At 66.4% G+C, this 25,101-nt stretch carries 25 protein-coding genes and 1 tRNA gene; 9 read left to right on the top strand and 17 right to left on the bottom strand.

Annotated features, from left to right (window positions below; translation table 11 throughout):
- Window positions 1-17: 17 nt before the first annotated feature.
- Window positions 18-596 (bottom strand): molybdopterin-guanine dinucleotide biosynthesis protein A, encoded by a 579-nt coding sequence (locus tag ACFOGJ_RS19230; RefSeq protein ID WP_379903530.1) that lies wholly within the window; start codon window positions 594-596, stop codon window positions 18-20.
- A gap of 260 nt (window positions 597-856) precedes the next feature.
- Here ACFOGJ_RS19230 and ACFOGJ_RS19225 point away from each other — a divergent pair, with 260 nt between their 5' ends.
- Genes ACFOGJ_RS19225 through ACFOGJ_RS19215 form a run of 3 tightly spaced genes read left to right on the top strand, consistent with a single transcriptional unit; the run spans window position 857 to window position 3,037 of the window.
- Window positions 857-1,627: an NAD kinase gene (locus ACFOGJ_RS19225; protein WP_379903528.1), complete on the top strand. Its 771-nt coding sequence runs from the start codon at window positions 857-859 to the stop codon at window positions 1,625-1,627.
- A complete protein-coding gene (locus tag ACFOGJ_RS19220; RefSeq protein ID WP_379903526.1) occupies window positions 1,624-2,763 on the top strand; it encodes an AbrB family transcriptional regulator in 1,140 nt (379 codons plus the stop codon). Before ACFOGJ_RS19225 ends, ACFOGJ_RS19220 begins: the two co-directional genes overlap by 4 nt.
- Window positions 2,764-2,809: 46 nt before the next feature.
- The gene (locus tag ACFOGJ_RS19215) at window positions 2,810-3,037 is read left to right on the top strand and encodes a hypothetical protein (protein ID WP_379903524.1); all 228 of its coding nucleotides are present in this window, start codon (window positions 2,810-2,812) and stop codon (window positions 3,035-3,037) included.
- Here the strand turns inward: ACFOGJ_RS19215 and ACFOGJ_RS19210 are convergent.
- Together ACFOGJ_RS19210 and ACFOGJ_RS19205 are read right to left on the bottom strand one after the other, a co-directional pair.
- Window positions 3,012-4,391 (bottom strand): MATE family efflux transporter, encoded by a 1,380-nt coding sequence (locus tag ACFOGJ_RS19210; protein ID WP_379903522.1) that lies wholly within the window; start codon window positions 4,389-4,391, stop codon window positions 3,012-3,014. The genes ACFOGJ_RS19215 and ACFOGJ_RS19210 overlap by 26 nt on opposite strands.
- Window positions 4,392-4,393: 2 nt before the next feature.
- On the bottom strand, window positions 4,394-5,686 hold the full coding sequence (locus tag ACFOGJ_RS19205) for an NAD(P)/FAD-dependent oxidoreductase (protein ID WP_379903520.1): 1,293 nt from the start codon (window positions 5,684-5,686) through the stop codon (window positions 4,394-4,396).
- Window positions 5,687-5,802: 116 nt separating this feature from the next.
- On the opposite strand from ACFOGJ_RS19205, the gene ACFOGJ_RS19200 reads away from it, so the two are divergent.
- Complete coding sequence (locus tag ACFOGJ_RS19200) at window positions 5,803-6,297, top strand: hypothetical protein (protein WP_379903518.1); 495 nt, start codon at window positions 5,803-5,805, stop codon at window positions 6,295-6,297.
- Between the two features lie 55 nt (window positions 6,298-6,352).
- On the opposite strand, the gene ACFOGJ_RS19195 is transcribed toward ACFOGJ_RS19200, so the two are convergent.
- On the bottom strand, window positions 6,353-7,168 hold the full coding sequence (locus tag ACFOGJ_RS19195) for an NUDIX hydrolase (protein ID WP_379903516.1): 816 nt from the start codon (window positions 7,166-7,168) through the stop codon (window positions 6,353-6,355).
- Window positions 7,169-7,197: 29 nt separating this feature from the next.
- Window positions 7,198-8,088, bottom strand: a complete 891-nt coding sequence (locus tag ACFOGJ_RS19190) for an NAD-dependent epimerase/dehydratase family protein (protein WP_379903514.1) — start codon at window positions 8,086-8,088, stop codon at window positions 7,198-7,200.
- Window positions 8,089-8,346: 258 nt separating this feature from the next.
- On the opposite strand from ACFOGJ_RS19190, the gene ACFOGJ_RS19185 reads away from it, so the two are divergent.
- The gene (locus ACFOGJ_RS19185) at window positions 8,347-9,165 is read left to right on the top strand and encodes an OmpA family protein (protein ID WP_379903512.1); all 819 of its coding nucleotides are present in this window, start codon (window positions 8,347-8,349) and stop codon (window positions 9,163-9,165) included.
- A 131-nt stretch (window positions 9,166-9,296) separates the two neighbouring features.
- Here ACFOGJ_RS19185 and ACFOGJ_RS19180 read toward each other — a convergent pair whose 3' ends face one another.
- Window positions 9,297-10,523, bottom strand: a complete 1,227-nt coding sequence (locus ACFOGJ_RS19180; RefSeq protein WP_379903510.1) for a glycosyltransferase family 4 protein — start codon at window positions 10,521-10,523, stop codon at window positions 9,297-9,299.
- A gap of 83 nt (window positions 10,524-10,606) precedes the next feature.
- Window positions 10,607-12,055 carry a TrkH family potassium uptake protein gene (locus ACFOGJ_RS19175; RefSeq protein WP_379903508.1) on the bottom strand — a complete coding sequence of 483 codons (1,449 nt, stop codon included), beginning with the start codon at window positions 12,053-12,055 and terminating at the stop codon, window positions 10,607-10,609.
- A gap of 327 nt (window positions 12,056-12,382) precedes the next feature.
- Between ACFOGJ_RS19175 and ACFOGJ_RS19170 the strand changes: the two genes are divergently transcribed.
- Both ACFOGJ_RS19170 and ACFOGJ_RS19165 read left to right on the top strand, forming a co-directional pair.
- On the top strand, window positions 12,383-12,673 hold the full coding sequence (locus tag ACFOGJ_RS19170) for a hypothetical protein (protein ID WP_379903506.1): 291 nt from the start codon (window positions 12,383-12,385) through the stop codon (window positions 12,671-12,673).
- 345 nt (window positions 12,674-13,018) lie between these two features.
- Complete coding sequence (locus ACFOGJ_RS19165) at window positions 13,019-13,168, top strand: hypothetical protein (RefSeq protein WP_379903504.1); 150 nt, start codon at window positions 13,019-13,021, stop codon at window positions 13,166-13,168.
- A 181-nt stretch (window positions 13,169-13,349) separates the two neighbouring features.
- Here ACFOGJ_RS19165 and ACFOGJ_RS19160 read toward each other — a convergent pair.
- The 7 genes from ACFOGJ_RS19160 to ACFOGJ_RS19130 all read right to left on the bottom strand — a co-directional run bounded on the left by ACFOGJ_RS19160 (window position 13,350) and on the right by ACFOGJ_RS19130 (window position 19,314).
- Window positions 13,350-13,434: transfer RNA gene (locus tag ACFOGJ_RS19160), tRNA-Leu, on the bottom strand.
- Window positions 13,435-13,486: 52 nt separating this feature from the next.
- The gene (locus ACFOGJ_RS19155) at window positions 13,487-14,512 is read right to left on the bottom strand and encodes a tyrosine-type recombinase/integrase (protein ID WP_379903502.1); all 1,026 of its coding nucleotides are present in this window, start codon (window positions 14,510-14,512) and stop codon (window positions 13,487-13,489) included.
- 1,054 nt (window positions 14,513-15,566) lie between these two features.
- The gene (locus ACFOGJ_RS19150; RefSeq protein ID WP_379903500.1) at window positions 15,567-16,169 is read right to left on the bottom strand and encodes an endonuclease domain-containing protein; all 603 of its coding nucleotides are present in this window, start codon (window positions 16,167-16,169) and stop codon (window positions 15,567-15,569) included.
- 99 nt (window positions 16,170-16,268) lie between these two features.
- Window positions 16,269-16,730 (bottom strand): DUF4411 family protein, encoded by a 462-nt coding sequence (locus ACFOGJ_RS19145; RefSeq protein WP_379903498.1) that lies wholly within the window; start codon window positions 16,728-16,730, stop codon window positions 16,269-16,271.
- Window positions 16,731-16,734: 4 nt separating this feature from the next.
- The gene (locus tag ACFOGJ_RS19140; RefSeq protein WP_379903497.1) at window positions 16,735-17,901 is read right to left on the bottom strand and encodes an XRE family transcriptional regulator; all 1,167 of its coding nucleotides are present in this window, start codon (window positions 17,899-17,901) and stop codon (window positions 16,735-16,737) included.
- Between the two features lie 276 nt (window positions 17,902-18,177).
- Window positions 18,178-18,771: a recombinase family protein gene (locus ACFOGJ_RS19135; protein WP_379903495.1), complete on the bottom strand. Its 594-nt coding sequence runs from the start codon at window positions 18,769-18,771 to the stop codon at window positions 18,178-18,180.
- Between the two features lie 126 nt (window positions 18,772-18,897).
- Entirely contained in the window at window positions 18,898-19,314 is a 417-nt protein-coding gene (locus tag ACFOGJ_RS19130) for a BRO-N domain-containing protein (protein ID WP_379903493.1), read from the bottom strand.
- Window positions 19,315-19,568: 254 nt separating this feature from the next.
- Between ACFOGJ_RS19130 and ACFOGJ_RS19125 the strand changes: the two genes are divergently transcribed.
- The gene (locus ACFOGJ_RS19125; RefSeq protein WP_379903491.1) at window positions 19,569-20,186 is read left to right on the top strand and encodes a hypothetical protein; all 618 of its coding nucleotides are present in this window, start codon (window positions 19,569-19,571) and stop codon (window positions 20,184-20,186) included.
- 512 nt (window positions 20,187-20,698) lie between these two features.
- Window positions 20,699-21,013: a hypothetical protein gene (locus tag ACFOGJ_RS19120; protein ID WP_379903489.1), complete on the top strand. Its 315-nt coding sequence runs from the start codon at window positions 20,699-20,701 to the stop codon at window positions 21,011-21,013.
- Between the two features lie 332 nt (window positions 21,014-21,345).
- Here the strand turns inward: ACFOGJ_RS19120 and ACFOGJ_RS19115 are convergent, their stop codons facing one another.
- From ACFOGJ_RS19115 to ACFOGJ_RS19105, 3 genes are all read right to left on the bottom strand, one after another.
- Window positions 21,346-22,653 (bottom strand): hypothetical protein, encoded by a 1,308-nt coding sequence (locus tag ACFOGJ_RS19115; RefSeq protein WP_379903487.1) that lies wholly within the window; start codon window positions 22,651-22,653, stop codon window positions 21,346-21,348.
- 985 nt (window positions 22,654-23,638) lie between these two features.
- Entirely contained in the window at window positions 23,639-24,175 is a 537-nt protein-coding gene (locus ACFOGJ_RS19110; protein WP_379903485.1) for a hypothetical protein, read from the bottom strand.
- A gap of 161 nt (window positions 24,176-24,336) precedes the next feature.
- Window positions 24,337-25,101, bottom strand: coding sequence for a competence/damage-inducible protein A (locus ACFOGJ_RS19105; RefSeq protein WP_379903483.1), 765 nt, complete (start codon window positions 25,099-25,101; stop codon window positions 24,337-24,339).

Here is a 25,101-nt window from a genome sequence, read left to right as displayed (position 1 = left end):
GGCCAGGCCGCCGCCGGCTAGTCCAGTTCGATCTGGTGCGAGAAGTCGACCCCGTTCGAGATCGTGATCTGTTCGAAGCCCAGCAGGCGAGCCAGATCGAAGAAAGTGAAGATGTCCTCCACCGCCAGTTCCTGCAGCAGGGATGTGGAGCGGGCCACGGCCGTCAGTTCCGCCAGCAGGGCCCGTGCCTGGTAAAGGGTGCGGAAGCCGTTGTCGCCGACGGCGACGATGATCATCTTCTCAGCCTCGTTGCCCTTGGCGAAGATCACATAGCCCGGCGGATAGGGCCGGCTGAGCAGTTGCTGCGTCAGGCCGGTGACGAAGCCGAGCCTGGTGGCACGCTCGGCCTCCGGCATGATCTGGGCACGGGAGACATAGGTCTCGCTGGTCACCGGAGAGGGGTAGTAATATTCCTCGTGCCGGTCCTCCGCATGGCCGCTGGAAGCGACACCCAGGACAAGGGCCAGGGACATCGCCACGACGGCCAGCAGCGAATGCCGGGCCCGGCGCCGCGGCTCTGCGACGCGGCCGGTGCCGGGCGATACGCGGTGCAGGGCCTGGCGCAGGCCGGTCCGCAGAAGCCTGATGTCGGTCATGGACGTTCCTTCCGGTGGAGACGCGGCCGGCCTCATTCCGACCGCCGGCCCTGGCCGACCGCCGGCCCGGGCGGCAAGGCCATCGCCATTGCCGCGGGAAAACCTATACTGCGCAGCGCGACACTGGCCAGCGCCATCGGCGCCGGCGCACGATCGCAGCGCGTAAAGGCCCAAGGGGGCAGTCGCCCCGATCGATCGAAAGCCCCCCGGGGCCACCGGCCAACCCCGCCGGCCCCCTCCCTGCCAGCCATCGAGGACAAATGACCATCGGCGAGAAGATCGCGTTCGTCGCCATGCCAGGTCAGGGCGTGACGGAGGCGAAGCGTCGGCTGGAGGAGCGCTATGGCGGCGTGCCACCCGGCGAGGCGGACTGCATCGTCGCCCTGGGCGGCGACGGCTTCATGCTGCAGACCCTGCACCGCTACATGCAGCAGGGAACGCCGATCTACGGCATGAACCAGGGCACCGTCGGCTTCCTGATGAACGGCTTTTCCGAGGAGAATCTGCGCGAGCGCCTGCGTGACGCGGAGGTGGCGAGCCTTCACCCGCTGCGCATGCGGGCGATGCATGACGGCGGCACCGAGATGGAAGCGCTGGCGATCAACGAGGTCTCGCTGCTGCGCCAGACCCGGCAGGCGGCGAAGCTGCGGATCAAGGTCGACGGCCGTGTGCGGCTGGATGAACTGACCTGCGACGGCATCCTGCTGGCCACGCCGGCCGGCAGCACCGCCTACAACCTGTCCGCCCATGGCCCGATCCTGCCGCTGAACGCCCAGGTGCTCGCCCTCACGCCGATCAGCGCCTTCCGCCCGCGTCGCTGGCGCGGCGCGATCCTGCCCCGCCACGCACAGGTGGAGCTCGACATCCTCGATCACTACAAGCGGCCGGTCAGCGCCACGGCCGACGCCACCGAGGTGCGGGATGTCGTCAGGGTGACGATCGCAGAGGCCCCGGACGTGACCCTGCGCCTGCTCTACGATCCCGAACACAGCCTGGAGGAGCGGATCATCGCGGAGCAGTTCCTGCCGTGACGGCGGCAGGCCGCCCGGATCCCGCGCAGGAGCCAGAGGGAGAGGCGGCGGCCGGCGCCGGGGACGGAAGCCGGGCCGGGCTGCCCCGCCATGACTGGCGCGACGGACAGCTCTGGCTGCGGACCGCCCTCGCCCTCGCGCTCGGCGCGGCGGGCGGCGCGCTGTTCTGGCTCACCGGCATGCCGCTTGCCTGGATGCTGGGCGCGATGTGCGCCTCCATGGCCGCCGCCGTCGCCGGCATTGCCGTGCCGGTGCATTCCATGGCCCGCGGGCCGATGGCGGCACTGCTGGGCGTGATGCTGGGATCCGCCTTCACCCCGGAGCTGCTGGGGCGGCTGGACGAATGGCTGGGCGGCTTTGTCCTGGTGGCGCTGTTCGTGCCACTCTGCATGGCGGCGATGACCTTCTACTTCCGCGTCGTGCGGCGCTACGACCCGGTGACCGCCTTCTTTTCCGCCACGCCGGGCGGCATCACCGAGATGATCCTGGTCGGCAGCGCCTATGGCGGCGATGTGCGGCGGATCTCCCTGGTCCATGCCACCCGGATCATGGTGGTCGTCTTCGTCATCCCCTTCTATTTCCGCTTCGGCGCCCAGCTGGACGTGCCGTCGCTGCTGCCGACGCCGCCGGTCGGTCAGGTCGCCGCCGGCGACTGGGCCCTGCTGGCAGGCTGCATCCTGATCGGCTGGCCGCTGGCGGCCGCGGTGCGACTGCCGGCCGCGGTGCTGACCGGACCGCTGGTGCTGTCGGCGGGCATCCATCTGGCCGGCCTGACCCAGGCCACGCCACCCGCGGTGCTGGTCGCCGCTGCACAGGTGGTGCTGGGCGCCGCGATCGGCAGCCGTTTCCACGGCTATCGCTGGCGCGAGCTGGCGCACACCCTGAAGGAAGCGGTCGGCGCCACGCTGCTGCTGCTGGCCCTGACCGTCGCGGCCGCCTTCGCCGCCGCGCCGCTGATCGGCCTGCCGGCCGCGGTCGTCGCCCTGTCGATCGCGCCCGGCGGGCTGGCGGAGATGGCGCTGGTCGCCCTCGCCCTGGATACCGATACGGCGTATGTCACGACCATGCACATCTGGCGTATCGTGCTGGTCATCGTCGCAGCCCCGCTGTTCTGGCGCCTGTCGCACCGGCGCTGACGCGCCCAGGGATTATTGGCAGGGACGATAGGCAGGGACCAGTACCTTGGCGAAACCGCACTACATCCCGAAGATCGCCGTCGACGTGGAGATCGCGCTGAACGACGGCTCCATCCATCGGGGACAGGTCTACATCGCCGCGAACCAGCGGGTGCTCGACATGCTCAACGAGGCGAACGGCTTCTTCCCGTTCCGGGAACAGAAGAGCGGCGAGGTCACCCTGCTGTCGAAGACCATCATTGCCGCGGTCACACCGCTCGATCAGCGCGGCTGACCGCCGCCTCGTCGGATTGCGGCAGGCGGCCGGACGCCGGCCCGGCACAGTCCAGCACCCGCCCCAGCAGCAGCGCCAGCGGCAGTGCCCTGGCCACCAGGAAGACGCTGACCGCGGCCCAGAGGCGGTCATTGCCCATCTCCGTCGGCAGCAGCGCCCAGGTGGCGAAATAGGCCGCCAGCGCCGCCAGCATCCAGTTCCGCATCTCCCGGGTCAGTGCCGCACCGACGAAGATGCCGTCCAGCTGGAAGCTCCACACTCCCAAGAGCGGCATCAGCTGCATCCAGAACAGCACGTCCAGCGCTTCCGCCTTCACTTCCGGCAGCGAGGTCAGCGCGCCCACGATCTGCGCCCCCAGGGCCAGGTAGACCAGGACATAGGCCAGCGCCGCCGCCCCCGCCCACAGGCTGGAGACCAGGATGGCGTGGCGCACGTCCCGCCGCCGCCGCCGGCCGATGGCGCGTCCCACCAGCGCCTCGGCCGCAAAGGCGAAGCCGTCCAGCCCGAACGCCAGGAAGATGAACATGTTCAGCATGATCGCGTTGGCGGCCAGCACCACCTCGCCCAGCAGGGCCCCCTGCTGCACCAGGAAGCCGATCGCGACCAGGATGCAGAGAGTGCGCAGGAAGATGTCGCTGTTCAGCACCACCAGGCGGCGCATGGCCGGCAGGTCGAAGACCGGCGCCGCCGGCTGCCGGCCATGGCGGCGCCGGGCGGCGCGCCAGACCAGGGCCACGCCGAGCAGCGCGCCGAAGCTCACCGACAGGGCGGAGGCCAGCGCCACACCGGCGACGGACCAGTCCAGGACCACGACGAAGAGCAGGTCGAGGGCGATATTGCCGACATTGATCAGCACCTGCAGGAGAAGCGGCGTGCGCGTATCCTGCCGGCCGATGAACCAGCCGATGACGCAGAAATTCAGCAGCGCGCCCGGCGCCCCCCACAGCCGGATGGCAAGGTAGGAATCCGCCAGGACGGCCACCTCCGTGCCGGGGTCGTAGACCGCCAGGCCGAGCCAGCGGATCGGCCATTGCAGCGCGATCACCAGGATGCCCAGCGCCAGGCCGATCGCCGCCGCGCGCAGGAAGATCGCCTTCACCAGCGCATCGTCGCGGGCGCCGAATGCCTGTGCCGTCAGGCCCGTGGTCCCCATCCGCAGGAAGTTGAAGCTGAAGAAGACGAAGGAGAAGATCGTCGTGCCCACGGAGACGGCGGCCAGGTATTGCGGCGCCTCCAGATGGCCGACGACGGCGGAGTCCACGGCGCCCAGGAGCGGCTCCGTCATGTTGCCGATCATCACCGGCCAGGCCAGCGCCAGCACCCGCCGGTGCCAGAGGGTGTCGCGCGGCCGCATCGTCAGATCCCGATGCGGTCGCGCGCGGCATACCATCCCATCACCGCCGGCAGGTACCAGGCGGCACCGCGGTGCAGGGGATGGGTGGGATACGGCAGGTCGTCGAACGCCGTCGCACCGTCGCTGCGACCCATCAGCCGCAATGCCGCCTTGGTGCCCAGATGAACCGACATCGACACGCCGGAACCGCCATAGCCGCCGCAGGCGACCACGCCGGGAAGCGGCTCCGCGATATGCGGCAGCTTGTCGAGGGCGAAGCCCAGCATGCCGCTCCAGGCATGGGTGACCGGCACGTCGGCCAGGGCGGGCAGCAATTGCCGCATCTCCGCCGCCAGCCGGCGGGCACAGGCCTGCGGCCGGGTGTCGAGGATCTGCGGCCGGCCGCCGAACAGGATCCGGCTGCCGTCGGGCGAGGGCCGGTAGTAATGCAGCCGCCGATAGCCGTCGACGATCATGCGGCCGCAGGGGATCACCGACCGGACCCGCTCCGCGCCGATCGCGGCGGTGGCGATCATGTAGCTGCCCACCGGCACCTGGCGGCGGCGCATGTAGCGGAAGCTTTTCGGCGACAGCGCATTGCTGGCCACGATCACCCGACGTGCCCTGATGGTGCCCAGCGGCGTGACCAACCGGTAGCCCTCCCCCGCCGGGTCCGGCTCCAGCCGGTAGACCGGGCAATGCGGCACGACCGGCACGCCGGCCTTCTGGACGGCGCGGAGCAGCCCCTGCACCAGCTTGAACGGATGCAGCCCGCCGCCCAGCGGCCAGACCAGGCCGCCATGATAGCCGCTGGCGGCCAGATGGGCGCCCAGCGCCGCCGGCGGCACCGGCTGCGGCGCGATGCCGAACATCGCCGCCAAGGGCTCGGCGGCGCGCTGCATCGCGACGTATTGCTGCGGGGTCACGGCCACCTTCAGGCGGCCGCAGCGGTCGTAGTCGGCGTCGATCCCGGTCCGCTGCAGCAGTGCCTCCAGGCTGCCCAGAGCGGCACGGCCTTCCTGCGCCAGGGCGGCCCCCCTGCTGCGCCCGAAGCGGCGTTCCAGCGCGAACCAGTCGTGCGCCAGCTCGGCGCCCGCCATGCCGCCGTTCAGGCCGGACGCCGCCCGGCCCGGCCGGTCCGCCTCCAGCAGGACGACGTCACGTTTTGCCTCCGCACAGGTCAGAGCGGCGGCAAGGCCGGTATAGCCGCCGCCGATCACGGCGATCTCCGCGACGGGGGGCGGGTCCCGGGGCGGAACGGCTGCGGTGGCCACGTCCTGCCACCACCATGGCGTGAAGTCCGGCGCGTCGGTCATCGGCCATCCGGACGGTTGCGTCCGTCGACGGCAGTCGCCAAGTTCGGCGAATCTGGTATTGCAGGCACCGGCAACGGGAATGCTCCGGCCGATGCCCTCGCGGAGAGTGACTGAGAATGACCACAGACCGCACCGCCGAAGGCCGGGCGGAACAGGATGCGATCACGGCGGCCTTCGCGGCGCATGACTTTGCCGCGACGGCCTTCCGCACGGAAATCGTCGGCCCGGACGGCGGAAGCGAGAGCATCCAGGTATCGGGCTATGCCTGTGACGGACTGGGTGTGCATGAGGATGGCGATTATTGGCGCATCGTGGCGCTGGGCACCGGGGCGCCGCTGGGACTGATGCCCACCGTATCCGCAACCATCGACCTGTGCACGCAGATCCTGTCGATCCCCGACTACCATCCGGCCGGTGCAGACGAACCCGGTTCCGACGTCTTCGCCCGGATTCGCGACATGCAGGCACAGATCGTCGCCGAAGAAGCGGAAGCGCTGCGCCAGCGGGCCGACGAACTGGCCGACGAAATCAGCTATCTGGAGGAAAAGGCCAACGACTTCCAGGCCAGGGCGATGTTCGGCGCCCTGCAGGGATTCGGCGCAGAAGACTGACCAGGGGGACGGACCGGATCCTCACCGCCCCGCGCGATCGCGCCGGCCCTGCCGGTCAGGGGAGCTCGCCCGGCGCCGGCACCGGCTCCGGCAGGCCCAGATGGCGGGCCAGGAGAATCCGGCCCGCCTCGAAGGCATAGGAGCTTGCCCCCGCCTCCAGCTCCGCCGGCTGCAGCCGCAACAGCTCTGCCGGCGGGAATGCCCAGAGCCGGTCCCACTCGAAGGCATCCGCTGCCTCGCCCGCCTGGGCCAGGACCGTGTCGGAATCGGCATCCAGGTCCGCCAGGAAGACCGCATGCTGGTGTCCGCGCGGCCGCTCCCCCAGCCCCAGCAGGCCGACATCCCGGGTAATGAAGCCGGTCCCCAGTTCCTCGTGCAGTTCGCGCAGCGCCTCCGCCGCGAGGTCGAACGGGCCGCTGCTGGCCGGCGGCTCGCCGAACCCCCCGAAGAAGAACAGGCTGCGCTGGGCGATCGAGACGCGGTCGGAGCGGCGCGCCAGGATCAGCTTTCCGTCAGCGGTGCGGGGGATCACCGACAGGCCGATCGGCCCAGGCAGACGCGCACGATCGGCCGGCTGCAGGTCCGGGGCGCGCCGCGCCGCCTGGAAGGCGAAGCGCATGGGCGCCAGCCGGAAGGCAGGCGCTTCGCCCGGCACGCCGCCGCTCCAGGAAAGCAGGTGCAGGATCCGGCCGTCGAAATCGGCGGGATGCCGCAGCAGATGGTTCTGCCATGCCGCCTCTGCCGCCCCGGCCAGGTCCGCCGGCGGGTCGACGGGCCGGTCCAGGTCGACCGAACAGCGCAGCGACGCTGCCGGCCACCAGCCGCTGCACAGGATGCGGCCGGCATCCGGATCGGCCGCGGCAGCGTTCACCGCAGGCAAGGCGACAGGCCGGAAGGCCCTCAGGCCGCGGCGGCCGCCGTCTTCTGTGCCAGGGCGATGCCGTCCTCGATCGGGGTCGGCCGGAAGGTCGGGAATGCCTGCTGGATCGCCGTGATGTCGAACGGGCGATAGCCGTTGTGCGGCATCGGCCCGCTGCGCGGCGAGCCCTCGATCGCCACCTCGCGGCCGGCTGCGGCAACCGCCAGCTCCGCCAGCCGGCGGAACGAAGTCACCGTGCCGCTGGCCGCATTCAGGATCCCGGTGCTGCGGTGGCACAGGATCAGGCGCGCCAGTTCGGCCACATCGTCGACCAGGACATGGTCGCGCAGTTCCTCGCCCTCGCCGAACAGGCGGATCGGGCTGCCCTCGTTGGCCAGGCGGCGGAAGCGGTTCGGGCCATAGCCGTTGTGCGGGTCGGAAGCCCCATAGATCAGGGTGGGCCGCAGGCAGCAGAGCGGGGTCTGCGGCAGGTTGCTGCGAAGCATCACCTCGCGCGCAACATGCATGGCACCGTGCAGCGAGCCCGGCGCCGCGGCCGACGCCTCGGTCAGCGGCACCGGCGTGTCGGCATAGACGGCGTCGGAGCTGACATAGAGAAGATGCGCCACCGGCGAGGCCGCCAGGGCGCGGCAGACCGCATCGCCCATGCGGATATTGTCCAGGAGCATCGCATTGTCCTTCACCGGCGCCTTGGCCGAGACGAACATCACCGCATCGCCGGGTTTCAGCTGCGCCGCCAGGCGGTCCGCCGCATCGTCCGCCAGCAGGTCCACCTGGCCCCGTCCCAGCGCCAGCACCTCGCCGCCTGCGGCCTTCAGGGCGGCGGCAGTAGCCGCGCCGACAAAGCCGCCCGCGCCCAGGATGACGGTCCGCTCCGGCAATGCCGGGCTCTTCTGTTGATGCTGCAGCATGGTGCCTTCCGACATGGTCTGTTCCCGGCCGGAGGGGTACAGGCTCCGCTGCAGGGATGCAACGCTTCTACGCCAATCGTCGTAGGGCGGCGCGGTTTGCTCCGCCGATATTGGACTTGCCGCAGCAGTTTTGCGAGAGTGCAAGCGTACCGGAATCAGACTGGACCCCCTGCGCCGGGGCCGTGCGGGGTCCTGCCGGAACCATCATGAGGGGCACCCACGGTGCTGCTTCCACCACCTTGAGGAGGAACGACGGGGATGAACAGGATTCTTGGGATTGCGGGTGTGGCCGCAGCGTGTCTCGCGCTGGCCGCCTGCGGCACGCGGCTTGAGACCGCAAGGACCGTGGTGCCGTCGGGCACCGACTTCGATACCGCGCTCTATGGCGAGTATATCGAGCTGTCGCAGTTCGAGTATGGCGAGTCCGACTACGGCGATTCCGACTATTATGCCGATCGGGCAATCATGGTCGCCAAGGGCGAAGCCGTCGAGCCGACGGCGATGGACGCCCGGATGCTGCCGGCCGGCACCGAGGGCGACCTGTCCAACGCCCGCCAGCGCCTGGCCGCCGCCCTCGCCAGCGGCGCCAAGCAGGGCAGCCCGAAGCCGGCCGCCCGTGCCCAGGCGATGTTCGACTGCTGGATGGAGCAGCAGGAAGAGAACCGGCAGCCCGCCCACATCGCCATGTGCCGCGAAGAGTTCGAGAAGGCGATGGCGCAGCTGCAGCCGATGAAGAAGCCGGATGCCAAGAGCTACCGCGTCTACTTCGCGCATGACAGCAACTTCCTCGACCAGGCCGCGGAAGAGACCATCGCCAATGCCGCCAAGGCGTTCGGCATGGACGGGTTCGCCAATGTCGCGCTGTACGGCTACACCGACACCTCCGGCGACGTGACCTACAACGAGGATCTGGCTGCCCGCCGGGCGGCTGCCGTGAAGGGTGCCCTGGAGGCCCGCGGCGTGCCGGCCAGCGCGATCAAGATGTCGGTCCGCGGCGAATTCAACCTGCCGAAACCGACCGCCGATGGCGTGAAAGAGCAGAGCAACCGTCTGGTCATCATCCGGATGGCGCCGTAAGACGGCAGCGGAACCCCGACTGGCGGCGTTCCGCCGCCGGTCGGGGGACCGGTCTTGCGGGATCGGTCTTGCGACAGGGCCCGGCACCCAGGTGCCGGGCCTTTTTCTTTGCGCCGCGCCGGCCGCCGGCGCTATCGCCGCCGCGCCGCCGCGGTCTCCAGGTACAGCCGTTCGAGCCGCGCCACCACCTGCGCGCTCTCGTAGTGCTGCCACGCCAGTTCCGCCGCCGCCCTGCCCATGCCCTCGACGAGGCCGGGCGATGCGAGCATGTCGCGCAGGGCGGCCGCGATGCCTGCCGCATCGGCGGTTTCCAGGAACGCCCCGGTCTGCCCGGGACGCACGACGAGCGGGATGCCGCCGACCGGCGTGACCAGGGCCGCGGCGCCGGCGGCCATCGCCTCCAGCAGCGAGACGGGCATTCCTTCCGTCGCGCTGGGCAGCACGAACAGCAGCGCGTCCTGCAGCAACCGGGCCTTCGCGGCACCGGAGACATAGCCCGGGAAGTCGATCGCCGCCCGGGCCGGCGACGCCGCGGCAAGCTGCCGCCATTCGGCCGCCAGGGGCCCGTCGCCGGCCATGGTGAGGCGGAACTCCGGAAATGCCGCGTGCAGGACGCCGAAGGCCTCGATCAGTTCCGCGCCCCCCTTGCCGGCCACGAAGCGCGACAGGAACAGGATCCGCCGGCGCGGGCCGGCTTCGCGCCCCGGGCCTGCCGGCGCCTCACCGTCGGACAGCCGGTCGTCGGACAGCCGGTCGTCGGACAGCCGGTCGTCGGGCAGCCGGCCGCCGAACAGCCGGCCGTCGAACATGGTGCTGGTGGTCGCCACCCGCTCCGCTTCCAGCCCCAGCTTCAGCAATGCCTGGCGGTAGGGTTCGGCCAGGACCTGGACGCGGTCCGCCCCCCGCAAGGCGAGCCGCATGCCCAGACGCAGCACGGCGCCGGTCGGACCGGGCGACAGCAGGCGCCGTTCGGTGCCCTGCCGCCAGCCGTGGAAGGTGACGATCACCGCCCGCGGCCGCCGCAGCCGCGCCAGGACGAGGAACAGCGCATCGCGCGGCAGGGCGTTGCGGTCCAGGGTCGGGTTGACATGCAGGACGTCCGGCCGGTCGCGGCCCAGCAGGCGCACGGCGAAGCGGAGATAGTCGCGCAGCATCCGCCAGGGCGAATGGCCCCCCTCCCCCGGGCGCCGGCCGATCGCGAAGCGCTCTCCCACCACGGCGGGGGACAGGCAGTGCAGGATCATGCCGACATATTCCGCCACCCCGCCAGGCATCTCCGCCGCCGGCGACAGCAGCAGCAGGCGAAGCGGCCGGGACGCCGGTCCTGGCGGGTCGCGGTCGGAAGGCGGATCGATCACTGGGGACGGGTCCATGTCGAACGGCGGAGGAACCGCAATGATAGGCTGCCGGCCCGCCGGGTCCATGCCGGCAAGACCGCGGCTTATCCCCGCCAGAACCGCGGGTCGAGCACGATCAGCACGGTGAACACTTCCAGCCGGCCCAGCATCATGGCAAAGGCCAGCAGCCATTTCGCCGCATCCGGCAGCCCGGCGAAATTGCCCGCCGGGCCGATCACCGGCCCCAGGCCGGGGCCGACATTGGTGATCGCGGTGCTGGCGGCGGTCAGCGCGGTGACGAAGTCGAGCCCCATCGCCCCCAGCAGCACGGTGACCAGGGCGACCGAGCCCAGGAACGCCGCCAGGAAGCCCAGCACCGCGAACGGCACATCGTCCGGCAGGCGCCGCCCGCCGTAGCGCAGCACCACGACCCGGTGCGGGCTGGGGGTGCGGGCCAGATAGGCGCCCAGCGACAGCCAGAGCACCTGCAGCCGGTAGACCTTGATGCCGCCGCTGGTGGACCCGGCGCAGGCGCCGGAAAAGGTCAGGACGAAGAACAGCGCGACGAAGAACGGGCCCCACAGGGTATAGTCGGTGCTGGCGAAACCGGTGGTCGTGACGATGGAGACGGTGTTGAACGCCATCTCGCGCAGCGCATCCAGCGGCGCGTAGGCACGGTCGACGACCAGGACGGCGGCACCGATCAGGATGATGACGAACAGGCTGGCCAGCAGGCCCCGGACCTGCGGCTCACGCCAGAGCGCCGCCCTCTCGCCGCGTACCATCCGGATATAGGCGGCAAAGGGCAGCCCGCCGGCCAGCATGAAGGCCACCGCCACCCACTCCGCGCCCGGCTCCCGGAAATAGCCGAACGAGGCGTCGTGGGTCGAATAGCCCCCCGTCGACAGGGTCGAGAAGGCGTGGCAGAGCGCGTCGAACGCGGACATCCCGAAGACCAGGAACAGGGTTCCGCAGGCCAGGGTCAGCAGGCCATAGACCGACAGGATCCAGGCCACCATCGAGAACGCGTTGGGGACGATCTTCTCCGACCGCTCCGAACTCTCGGTGCGGAACAGCTGCATGCCGCCCACCCGCAGGAAGGGCAGTATGACGATCGCCATGACGATGATCCCGATGCCGCCGATCCACTGCAGCAGGGCCCGCCAGAACAGGATCCCGCGCGGCAGGCCGTCCAGCCCCGTCAGGACGGTCGAGCCGGTGGTGGTCAGGCCCGACATCGATTCGAAGAAGGCGTCGGTATAGCTGATGCCCAGCCCGATCAGCGGCAGGGCGGCAAAGGCCGGGATCGCGACCCAGGTCGCCGCCGTCAGGACAAAGGCGTCGCGCACCTCCAGTTCGAACGGCCCCGAGGACTGGCAGGAGATGATCAGGTAGCCGCCGGCGATACCGGTGACCGCGGCGCCCAGGACGAACGACAGCCAGTCGCTATTGCCGTCGGCCAGGTCGACGACGGCCGGAAGCAGCATCAGCAGCGCGAGCATGGCCAGGAGCAGGCCGATCACGAAACCGACCGCCCGGTAGCGGAGCGTCATCCCAGAGCCATGCCGTTCGTCCCGACCCGTTCCGCCAGAGCGCACGCCGCCAAGCCGGCGCCAGCCGGGCGACGCACCGGCGGGCAGGGGCGAGGGTATGCCAGCGCCCGCGGGAGTTCGATACGCTCTTCGCCGGCACGGCGCCAGGGCTCATGCGGGCGGGCGCCCGCTCCCTCGCCCAATCAGCGCCCGGCGATGGCCAACTTCCCGCCGAATTCGCCACGTATGTCACCGTCTCGCGCAGCACTGTGACGTCCGCCACAGGAACTTTGCGCCTGCCAATCTATTTATCAGTCGGGGCTGCCCTGACAGAGCGGAAGACGACAGATGGGCTACGCGACACAAGTCACTGCCATCCGCCCCGGCGCCTGGCAGATGGAACGGGACACGGTTCCGCAGCAGCAGGACCGGCACCGCCCGGCCGCAGGCGCCAGCCGCTTCGCGGCCGCCCTGGACCAGGCCGTCGCCGGCCAGGACGGCCCGGGCCGCCGCTGGACCGAGAACCCTATCGGCGGCGGACCGCTGCATCCGGCGCTGATCGGTGCCAATGTCTTTGCCGGACAGGCCACGCCGACGCCGCACGGCCAGCCTGGCCGCCGCGACCCCTATCGCGTCTGAGCGCTGCACCGGGCGGCAGTGACCAGGTCCGGAACCTCGCACGCCATGACCCCGTTCTTGCGGGAGCTTGCGGAGCCGAGGTGCAGAGCAGGAGGAGGCCAGACCATGTCGACCAGATACAGAACCGATTGCCGGCGCGGCGACCCGCGCACGCGGCCGAACGGCGGCCTCGTGGCCATGATCGCCGTGACACTTGCCCTTGGCCTCGGCGCTGCAGCCGCCGGGCCCGCAAATGCCGCGCAAGGCAATGCCGTGCAAGGCAAGGTGGCCGGCGGTCCGTCCCACTGTCCGCCCGGATTGGCCAAGAAGGGCTGCGTGCCGCCGGGCCAGGCGAAAAAGTGGCAGGTGGGTCAGGTCCTGCCGGCCGACCTGCCCTATTCCGTCATCCGCGACTATCGCCAGCCGCCACCCGGCGCCGTCTATGTGCGGGCAGACAGCGAGGTGCTGCTGATCGGGGAGGCAACCCGCCGGATCCTGGAGATCATCAGCGACTAGGGCTTCGGCTGGTCCGGGCGGCCGGACTTGAACCGGCACGGCATAAGCCAAGCGATTTTAAGTCCAAGCTGTTAGGTATCTCGGACAAGGAGCCTCACACAGAGGCTTGGACTTCTGGCCGGTGGGTAGTGCCAGCTGGGTCCTCCGACCCCCCTGAGAGCTTACGACAGCTCCAGGATATTGGTGTGGGCGACAGGACTTGAACCTGCACGGCATAAGCCAGGGGGTTTTAAGCCCCCCGCGTCTACCCGTTCCGCCACGCCCACGGCACAGGTGTCGTCACACCTTATCACGACAGGATAAATCTGTTCGGGGTATCTACTTCACAACCCGGAGGTGATCCGCCGGTGCCTCGGTCTGGTCGAGCTGGGCCATGAACCCGTCGAGCTGGGTCTGGCTGAAGTGGGTGTACCGGCGGGTGGTGATGATCGTCTTGTGGCCCGCCAGCTTCTGGACCATCGGCAGCGGGATGCCGGCCGCCACCCACCGGGAGATGCAGGTGTGCCGAAGGGCATGGATGACGAAGTCCTTGCGGTCGATCCCCATGTGGGCACGGATGCGAGCCCAGACATTCTCCGCCCGCCAAATGGTGGTGTTGAAGAGCTTCCCACCCCGGCGGACGCGCGGCGCTACTATCTCCTGAGCCCTGGCCCGCAGCGGAACCATCCGGTCGTCCCCGTTCTTGGTGTCCCCGAAGGTGACGTGCCCACCCTTGGGGGTCACGGCGATGTCCCGGTCGGTCAGCTTCAGGGCCTCGCCCAGGCGGCAGCCCTGAAGAATCAAGAACTCCAGCAGGTCGGCCTCCTCCTCGTAGCCCCACTGCCGGGCCAGCCCCAGGACGCTCGCCTCCTCCTGCTCGTCCAGGACGTACATCCGGCCGCCATTCTCCTTCAGCATCTCGATATGCGGGACCCGTTCGATGTACTCCATGCGGTGGGCGAACCTTAGCATCCGCTTCAGGGCCGCCAGCTTGCGGTTGATGGTGCCGTTGGCCTTGCCCTCGTCCTGGAGCCCGGAGATCCAATCGTCGATCCAGGCGGCGGTCACCTGGGATGCCGGTGTTGAGGCCCCGAAGTAGGCCACGGCAGCCTCGGCATTCCGCACGCTGCCCAGCTCACTCTTGGTGCCCTGCCAGAACCGTTGGTGGGCCTTCCGCTTCAGCTCCTCCATCTTGATGTCCCGGACCTGCTTCACCAGGGCCTCGGTGCGACCGGCCTTGACCGTCTCCCTGGTGTCCCTCTCCCAGGCTTCGGCCTCTTGCTTGGTGTCGAAGTCCCGGCGGTACCGCCGGCCCTGGATGCTGAAGTCGGCCTGCCAGCTCTGCCCTCGTTGCCGTGCTGTCATACAGTTCTCCTCATTCTGTTGATGTTGATCGCGGCGCACTCAGCGGCCGCTTCAGTGAAAGCCACAGCTGCATCCAGCTGGGCACTTGCGGGGCATCTCACCCCACCAGTTCCTCGGTCAGTCGGTCGACCAAGGCCCTGCCTTTCGTGGTCAGGTACAGATGCCGGCCCCGCCCGTCCTTGGGGTCCCTCTCAACCCTCAGCAGTTCCAACGGGGGGCTCTTTCCTCGTGACTTCCGGGTCAGCATCGCGACCATCTGGGTGGTCCCTGGACCGCTCATGTCCATGCGGTTGGCGATCTCCCGGACAGACGCCCCAGGTCGCTCTGCCACGTACATCAAGGTTCGCAGCTCGTTGACGCTCCCCAGGCCGTTCGTCCGGCTGTGCCAGACATCCAGGGCGCGGTGCAGCTTGGCTCGAGCGGTCCTTCCAACTGTGGCCCCATCCTCAGAAATGGGTTCCAACATCGTCATATGCCTCCAAGGCTCTAGCTAGTTGGACCGGATGGCAGACCATTAGGCAGGTACGGGCTTAGAAATCGTCTCGATACTAGCCATGCGCCCCTGCGAAGCTTCCCATCCAGCGCCGGTCAATGGCGACCGGATATATACGAGATGGGATCTACCTCTGCAGATGTCGAGAGGGGGACATGGGATGAATTGCCCCCCCCTTTGTTGCTGTCTGGCATGCGAGAGGTATCGTCAAAAAGACTGATATCCCATGACATGCGGATGTTGATATTTGGCAAATCTCGGGCACTGCTAGAATGCCGGTACTCTACAGGTTACGTAGAAGATGAAGATCTAGCCTAGATTTCGGCTCGCGCTTGTAGTCCGAAAGCGTCGTCGTACCTTGTGACTAGCGCAGAGGTCCGCGGTGACAGAATGATCCCGAACACCCTGCAGCGCGACTATAGTGGATGAACGTGGGAGAACCGGTCAGTCGACGACTCACCTAGTCAGATCAGGAATTTTAGCTGATCAAATGACCAGCAACGGAGGACCAACCTGTCGCAGTTTATTTTTGCTCCAAGAGTAAACCTGGGCCGAATCCGATCAAGAATTACCCGTCCGGTGGGGCGAAAATCCTTCTGTGACCTCTCCGTATACTTTCATGAGAAGATTTACGACTTCGTTAGCACACCTGTCAGCATCTCGGTAAATTTCCGAGCCAGTAAAACGTAGAATTTTTATGCCTTTCGATGTCATCCAACGGTCTCTGCTTCGGTCCCGTCGAGCCTGCTCTTTCGTACGTTCATGGAATTTATGCCCATCGCACTCGACGACTACGAAGGCTCTCTGGTCCATATAGTCAAATTCAAAGAGGAAATCTGCGATGAATGAACCAACTTGAGCGTTGCAGTAAGCGTACATACAGTCAATGTAACGCCAGGGCTCAAGCTCGAAGCGCCCATCGCCATTCATCCAGCTGATCTCAAAGTCCGAAATATCACCAAGCGCATCAATTAATGCCAACAACAGTCGGAACTCTGACGGAGAACGGCAGCGTGGCGTCATATGCGACACTAGACGAGAGAACTCTTCGGCGGCACGTTGTTGCGCATTCAATGAATATCGCTGGATCATGGCGGCAAACTCTGGCGTTTGATCCCAACGATCTCCGTCGATGGAGACGCCATCTTCCTCTCTACTCGGCATATCCACCTCCTAGACGTAGACAGTCCCTTAGTTTATGCCATGAATAAGCGTTCAAATCTCTTCAATTTATTAACTGTCCCGTCCCTGGAGAAGTCTTTTCTATCTGAATACCCACCCACTCCGCTGGATGAGTTGTAGGAACGTGATGCATTCAATTCCCTCTGCTTGACACACGTCCGGAATGTTGGGCTTTGTAGGAACCCCAGTTGCCGCCTCCCCAGTTACCACTGGGCAACCGAGCTGCATGGCCAAGGCAATGACAAAGGGGTCTGCCGTCGACCTACCTCTACGCGTGTCCACAAGCCGAGGGTGTGTAGCAAGAATTCGACGAATGTGCGGTTGTCGCTCAGTGTCGATCGGGACCACCATTTCTGGCCTTGCTTTTATCCAAGCCGAAGCATCGTCATCCCTACGATCGAGTTCATCTTTTACCATCTCACATGCTTTGAGCCGATTATTCTGGATCAGGTCGTCGATCCGGCTCCAAAGCCCTGGAAATGTAGCGATAGGATAATGCCTCACCAAGCCATCAAGCAGGGCACTGGTATCAATCGAGTACATCGAATCACGCAGCCGCCACTAATTCTTCGATTTTCGGCAGGTGCTTTACCCGAACACCCAGGTAGTCTGAGACTGCATTCAGCGATATTCGCTCACTGCGGTAACTTCTGAGCACCAATCGGGCGAATGGCTTGCCCAGCCTAGCCACAGCCAGGGTAGATGGGGGCGCAAAACCGGTGCTGCTTTCTCGCGCTCGCACGTATTCCTGCAGAAAGCGCTGCCGCGTCTGGCGGTAGAAACCTGGAGTGGTGCGTTCAAACCGTAAGAGCCGCCGTAGAACGACCTCTCGGCTTACACGGTGGCGCCGCGACAGATCCTGAAGTTCAGCATCTGACCAAGCTGGCCCGCGACCATGATCAACAACGACGGGATCGCCTAGCAGATCCGAGCTTGGCAGGAGCGCAGCGCCAGCTACCGCATTGCAGAAGACTTCCACGGCCTGGCTTGGTGAGCGATCATCCTCTTCGAAGTCGCAGATACCACCTTCGCGCAGCATCAAGTGTGTGAACTCATGCAAGAGCGAGAACATTCTGCCGTTCGGGGCATCCTGCATATTGACTGCAATGATTGGCAGCTCTGGTTCCCAAACCGAAAATCCCCTCATCTGGCTAACCGGAATGCCACTCACTTGGAAGACGAGCACACCTTTGCTTTCGATAGCCCTACGCCATCCATTGAAGGCTTCGCGCGCGTCTCGCCAACTGCTCACCTGCTGCTCATCTACGTTAAGTAGATCCCGCACGTCTCGCCCAACATTTTCCGGGTCGCTCGCAAGGGAGGCCTGCAATTCCAGGCGGCTAGGCGTCTCGTTCTCGATGGAGAGGAGGTCAAGTGCGATATGCCGGCGTTCTTGCGCGCGCCGGATCTGGTAGACAAGATCGGGCGAAGTAGGGTCAGTAGATCCGGGATGCCGACGGAAGTCGCGCAACGCCTGGAATTCTGTGGGCGGTTCCGAGAGGTAGAGGACAGCGAGGGGACGCTTGTAGATGCCGGCAAGCCGCTGCAATTGGCGGACCGTTGGCGCATCGTCGGTTTCAGGGTCCTCCCATCCACTGATGCGAACTTCATCTACGTGAATGCGGGTCGAAACTTCTTCCACAGTCAGCTTTGCAGTCTTTCTCGCCCAAGCGAGCACCGCAGGCTCCACCAGGGCCTTAACGCTCTTCGCCATCGCTGATTGCCCCAAAACTCAATGAGTGCACTTTAGTGCCGATTCCATCTGCTCGTCGATTGCCGATAGCTGCCTCAACAGCGCTTCTGTTCATTCTGTTTCTTCCGCTCACACATCACTGCAAGGTCCGCCAATTTTCTGGGCGCTCCTCAGTCTGAGCCATACCCTGGGCCGGCCGGTCCCATATGGAAACTCGGCCTCTACGTCGACGGGAGTAACTGTGCAGGCCTGCTCCAAGCGTCACCAGGGCCAGGGGCGTAGTGACTTGAGGGACGTTCACGCCGCCTGGGCTCTCGCCACCCGGACCACGGTCCCTTTCCCGACACCAAGCTCGTCAGCGATCTTGCGCTTGCCCATGCCGGCCTCCAGGCGCTCCCTGATGGCCTCCTCGACGGTGTCCCCCACACTGGGCCGACCGAGCCGGGTGCCGGACTTCCTGGCCCTCTCCAGACCTGCCTTGACCCGTTCCTGGATCATCGACCGCTCGAACTCCGCAAAGACTCCGCACATCTGGAACATGGCCTTGCCTGAGGGGGTCGAGGTGTCCAGGGCCTGCTGGTGGAGGTAGAGGTCCACCTGGGATGCCTTCAGGTCCTCGAACAGGCCCACCAGGTCCGTCAGGGACCGCCCCAGGCGATCCACCGACCATGCCATCACCACATCGAACCGGCGGCGGGCGGCATCCTTCATGAGCCTGTCTAGGGCAGGACGCTTGTCCCTGGCCTTGGCGCCACTGATGCCGGCATCCTCGTAGACCTCGGCCACCTCCCAGCCTGCCTTTTCAGCTACAGCCTGGAGAGCCTCCCGCTGGTTCTGGGTGGTCTGCTCGTTGGTGGAGACCCGAAGGTAAATGGCTGCGGTATTGGTCATGGTCCGTCCCCTGGTGCTGGTGGGCCGTTGCCGTCCTCGACCACCACCTGGGAACCATAGGGTCAGAAATCAACTCTTTTCCGACCCATTAGATGGGCCAGTTATGGGCGAGGGTTTCCGGGCCTTTCAAGCCGTCAATCGGCGAGGCTTTTCTGACCCCCTACCTGAGCCCCCCAAGAACGCCTGCTGCATCTGAGCCGGGTCCCGCATGTCCAGGGCCGGGGCACCGTAGCTGCCCGTCTTGCGGATCGACGGAAGGACCTCTGCGGTGACCCACTTCTTGAACCGCTTGGCCGCCGGCTTCCGGCTGGTCAGGATCAGGGAGTAAAGGCCACTCTCGTTGATGATGGTCCGGTTGGGGTTGCCGCGATTACCATCAGTAATGTTGAGGGTATTCTTCTCGTCGGGGTCCAGGGCACGGGCAGCCATGGTGGTGTTGCCGATCTCCAGGACCCGGCAGACATCCACCAGGACGAACCAGGGCTCGCCGCTGGCATCCCAGATGCGGACGGGCATGCCCTCGAAGTGGAAGGGGCGCTCCAAGCCACACCCCACCCCCAGGCATCAAGCGCCATGTTGCGCAGAACCACCCCCCAACGGGGGGAAGTCGACCCCACAAGGTCCGTGGGTAGCCGCTCACAAACTTGCCCCAAAAATCCGGACCTGATTTCGGCCTTGGGCGGTTGCGCCACTTGACAGCAATGCCCCATTGGCGGGCGCGCTATGTCGAATTTGCTCGTCAAAGCCCAAAACCGCCCGCTAGGCTACCAAACGCGGAACACATCCGGGGGGACCACATGAAGCGCTATTGGTTTGCCATCGCATTCGTCGCCATTGGACTGGGCGGTTGCGCGAAGCAATTACCACCTCTTCAGTTCACACCGAACAACGTAGGGGTTTCGACGACCAAGCTGCCAGCGGAGGTCCGCTCGATAACGGTCAGCATTGCCCCTGAAGGAGAACAGCAGGGCGAAGTGGAGACCATGTTCACAGAAGCCGGCGGCGCAATGGGCTCAGGCACCTCCCTTACCGACACCTGGGAAGGCGCCATCGAAGAAAGCCTGGCCAGGATGGCTATCTTCACCGACAGAGCCCCTCAGACAGTGTCGATAGCGGTGAAGGTGCTGAAGCTTGACGTCCCGGCCATGGGCATCTCCATGACCACCGACACCGTCGCCAAATACGAGATCATCGACCGCAGCAATGGCGATATCATTTTCTCGCAGGACATAACCTCCCAAGGCACGACACCGGGGGACTATGACTTTCTTGGCGTGGTCCGAGCACGGGAAAGCGTGAACCGCTCTGTGAAGAACAACGTTCTCGCCTTCCTCCAGGCTTTGGAGACAGTCGACCTGAAGCGCCCAATGTTCCCCGCGCCGAGCAAGCCCGACCGCTCAGCACCCAGTTCGTAGATCACAATGAGAAAAGTCGTCGTCGCACTAGCCTTGGCGGCCGCGCTCGCGGCGTGCCAGCGAGACATCTCCCCAGACTCCTACACGGCAACCTCTGTTGGTCAGGTAAACCGCTCTGTCCGAGGGACCGTCGTAAGCGCCAGGAATGTCGATGTGCAAGGTAGTCAGTCCGGCGTAGGTGCAGCCGCCGGGGCTGGGGCCGGGGCTGTTGGTGGATCGTTCATTGGTGGTAACACGCGCACCAATGTGATCGGGGCAATCGCGGGTGCTGTAGCCGGTGGTGTTGCTGGTGCGGCAATCGAGGAAGGTACTACCGGCCAAAAGGCAGTTGAGTACGTCGTGGAAACGGAGAACGGCGCCTTGCTGACCGTGGTCCAGGGCACGGCTCAACGATTTGCCGAAGGCGATCGTGTAATCGTCCTCTACGGCTCGCGTTCGAGGATTATCGCGGACCCGTCGCGTAGGTGATGACCACCGCGTGGCCTCCTTTTCGCTGGCTGGTTGCAGGAGCATTGGCCGTAGGCTCGGTGACCGGCTGCAAGACCACCGGCATGTCCGACTCCATGGGCACCCCGGAGATCACCGAGCTGTCCGCCGAGGTCCTGCGCATCTACGGGGAGCCGGCCCCGGATGGAGTGGAGGGGATGGTCACGGCAACCCAGGCGGCCAGCTTCTACGGCCTGGAGGGAAAGAGCTTCGCGTCCTTCCAGGACCTGAACGAGGTGGTCCAGTCCCGCAGCTTGGCCGTCCTGATCTCCAACAGCGCCGGGTCTGCCGGTGGTGGTGCCGGAGGCGGGGGCGGCGGCGGCAGTGGCGGGAGCCAGTAAGTCGGATCACCGACATCGGCGCCAAAGCTGCCGACATGCCATCCCTTTTCTCCATGAGTGAGGCCCGCACACAGGCTTTCGAGGATCACCAGAGGCCTTCCCCCACCGAGGAGACCTCCGAACCCCGTACAGCGCCCCCTGTGGACTCCATGAGCTATCGTCTCGTGGACGTGTCGACCACCAGGATGCGGTGAGGCTCATCGGTGGAGCCTACGGGTACTCCATAACAGGAGCCCCCCAGCTACCCATACAATGCTCCCGATGATCGCCTTCCAAGACATCTACGTCTTCACCAAACCACCACGAGGACCAGACCCAAAGGGTTTCCTTCGTTAGTGGGTTGTCCAACCCTTCATCCGGACAACAGCCTCTACCTGGGCCATCTCCTCGAAGGTCCCCACCATGACCTCCCTGGAGACCTCCAGGGCAGACCTGGGCACCAGAAGGCCATCATGGATGGGCAGGGCGACGACGTCGTTCTCCCTGAGCCTGAGGAGGATCTCCACCATGATCTCGCTCTCCCGGTACTGGACCTCATGGCCCACCCCTGTGAAGAACTGGTGCCGGATGGGATGGTGGTGGTCTCCGATGGCCTGAATGATCGTCTCGACCTTCTCCTTCTCCCGGAGTTGCTTGTGGCTGGTCTTGTCGTTGGCATGGTCGGACATGCTGAACAACTTCCGGCCGCCCTGGGGCATCTGGGTTCGGGGTTTGGTGTCGAAGAGGATGGTGTTGAGGAGGAGCTTGATGCCCTCGCGATGCCACTCGTGACCGGGGACAATGTAGGCGTCCTTCCAGTGCGGCCTGGCACCGACCATGCCGTAGAGGATGCGTGGCGCCACCTGGCCCAGGTCCAACTCGACGACCGGTTCCCCGTTGATCGTGATGGCCTTCCGACGGGCTTCCTTCTTCATGGTCTGCCAGAAGCCGCCGTAGAGCCGCCCGCCCCTGTCGAACCTCCTCAAGCTGAAGATCCGGCGGAGGCGGCGCTCCTCAGGGTCTACCTCGTGGTGCCCCACCAGGGCCTCGTACACATCCAGGTCCGCCTGCCAGAGCCATTCGTTGATGGTCTCCATCCTGGCTCGCATGGCGTTCGTGTCGGAAGTGTCCTCGTACTCGACGACTACCTTCCTGGTCTTCCGACCGTGGGCCTTCGTGGCGCCCATGTCGGCGTCCTGGCCTGGGCTGTCGTGTCCTTCTGGGCTGTCATCCTCGTCGCGGCGTAGGATGATCACCTCACCCTCAGCTGCCAGCTTCAGGTCCGTCTTGTCGAGATCGAGGACACGGATGTGCTGTCGCAGACGCGGCCCGGCTTGGATGGTGGTCTCCCAGCCCTGGAAGCCGAACAGACCACGTCTGCCCACCTCCTGCCGGATCAGGCCAACTTCCGGCTTGGCCATCGCGTCCAGGATCTGGGGAAGCTGCTTGGACAGGACCCGATGCCGATATCGGCTCTTGGTACCCAGCTTCGTGCTTGAGCGGGGGATCGCTACGGCACCGTCGCGACCGGTCAGGTGATGGTGGACGACGTCGCACAGGACGGCTGCCACGGTGGCCCCGAAGGTCTCCTGATCGTGTCCTGCCTTCCGGCGCCGCTGTCGGGTCTCATGGGCCTCGAGGAGCGGGATGGCGTCCGCCACCAGGGCCTTCGCCTGAGTGCTTCTGGGGCGCCTGCGGGGCTCAAAGGGGCGGTCGCGTGGTTCGGGGTTGGTCGTGGTGGTGATGGGTTCTCCTTGGTCAGGGTGGATTGAGGGGGCAGTGCGACCAAGCCGGGGACAATGGGGCGTACCGATCCACCCAATGGACCATCGGACTGGATGTCACCCGCACTGTCTCCGAGTGCCGAGCGCACGGAGGTTCATTCACAGTGGGCCATTAATTACGAGCCAGGAGGGATGATGCGTCCCGAAATGCGGTCTCAATCGTGGCTCTGAAAGGGACCTAAACGGGAACGCAGTGACGGTGTGACGCCAATGATTTTCCAGCTTCGCCGTCACGCCTCCAAGATCGAAAACATACAAAGCACCCGGAGATCCGCAGTTTCCTGCGGTCCAAGGGGGATGCTTAGGGGGTCGGAGGGAACCCTGAAGCGATTTTAAGTCGCTCGCGTCTACCAATTCCGCCACGCCCGGCGCAGACCCCTATATGCGGTGACGCAGGGATCCTGAGGCCGGGATTATCGGGCCTGCGCGGCGCCCGCGTCCAGGCCGCCTTTGTCTGCCGGACAGACAGTAGCCGCCGGACAATCTGGGCCTGAAGATCTCAGCGACGCAGGCCACCGCTCCGCCTGCGGACCCGCGTGCCGCGGCCGGCGCGGCGCAGCGCTGCAAGCGCAGCGCGTTGGCTCGCCCGGTGCCGTGCACGCAGGATGGCGTCCTTGCCGGCGGCAGACCTGGAACTGCCGGGACGGGTGGAAAGCGGTTGGCGGCCGAAGGCCGCGCGGCGAATGGCGTTCATGCTGGGCCGCCTTGTGGCTGTCTGCCCGGCCCGCCTGCGGCGATGCCGGATGCGTACAGATAATGCTGCACCGCAACAGGCGCAATCCCGCAGCGCAACACCCAAAGGCGGAAGTCTGGCGGACCAGTGTTGAACGACCGTTAACGGCCGCCGGCCATCGGTTGCTGACTACCGGCTGAGACTGCCGCGGATCGCGCTCGTCGCCGACTGGCAGGCGGCGGTGTCGAAGCGGCTGCGCGCCTCGGGATCGTCGAACGGCCCGCCCTGTGCCGGTGCCGGAATCGAAAGCCGCCTCTCGATCCCCTGGTAGCCGGTGCCGTCGGCGCGGACGGCCTTGCAGGCGATGGCCATCTTGTATGCGCCGTTCACCGGCAGGTAGCGCCCCGTGGCCCGGTCATAGCCCTCGACGATATAGTGCAGGTCGGGCTTCAGTTCGCAGGTGGCGGTGATCGCCTCGGGGGCGGAGAAGCGCGACTTGCGGCCCTGCAGGTGCGCGGTGAAGGTCTTGCTGACCGGCGAGTCGGCCGACTTCTGGAACGTGACCGGCATGGTCGTCACGTTGCGTGCCAGCCTTTCGTCGCTGCAGCTGAAGCTGGTCAGCTCGGCCGCCTGGGCGGCCGGAGCGGCAATGAAAGCCGCCAGCGCCACCGATGCGATCGCCGGGACGGCCGAAACGGGCCTGCGGATGGCCGGGACCTTGGGCATGGGGATCTCCTTCCTTCGCTCTCCTTCCAGGTGATACGCCGGCCGCGGAGCCCGTCCGCGCCGCCGCCGCATCGTCGACCATGTCAGGTTTCGCAGGGGAAGCGTTCGACCGCGTGTCCGAAACGCGGCGTTTCCGTGGCAGCCGGCTGCGCCGATCCGCTTCAGGCCGGGGGATCGCCCTCGTGGGGGCTGCCGCCGAGTTCCACGATCGATGCCTTCAGTTCCGCCACCGCGCTGTCCAGCCGGGCCGCGTCGGTGCAGCGCATGACGATCGAGGTGCCGAACCGTTGCCCCCGGTAGAACGGGTAGGAGCCCATGTCGACATCGGCATAGCGCTCCTGAAGCAGGCCCAGCGGCTCGGCGAGGCGGCCTTCGGGCAGTTCGCTCGAGATCGTGCGCGACAAGAGCGGCGCGCCGCCGGCGATGTCGTGGCGGCAGCTCTCGAACATGGCGCGGAAGATCGCCGGCACGCCGGCCATGACGAAGACGTTCTCCACCCGGAAGCCGGGCGCGGTGGAGATCGGATTGTCGATCAGGCTGGCCCCGTCGGGGATCCGGGCCATGCGCAGCCGCGCCGCCGTCAGCTGGCCGGGCTCGTAATGGGCCTCCAGCAGGGCGCGCGCATCGTCGCGGATGTCGATATGCAGGCCGAAAGCCGACGCGATCGCGTCGGCGGTGATGTCGTCATGGGTCGGGCCGATCCCGCCGGAGGTGAAGACATAGTCGTAGCGGGCGCGCAGGGCGTTGACCGCGGCGACGATCTCCTCCGTCACGTCGCGCACCACACGCGCTTCCGCCAGGCGCACGCCGAGCTCGTTCAGCCGCCCGGCGATGTAGTGCATGTTGGCGTCCTGGGTGCGGCCGGACAGGATCTCGTTGCCGATCACCAGCATCGCCGCCGTGACGATCTTGCCTTCCTCTGCCAC

Origin of the sequence: Marinibaculum pumilum (genome assembly GCF_042646425.1) — a bacterium.
Taxonomy (GTDB): Bacteria; Pseudomonadota; Alphaproteobacteria; order Ferrovibrionales; family Ferrovibrionaceae; genus Marinibaculum; species Marinibaculum pumilum.
The sequence above is the reverse complement of the archived record's forward strand: the minus strand, read 5'-3'. Positions and strand labels throughout refer to the sequence as shown.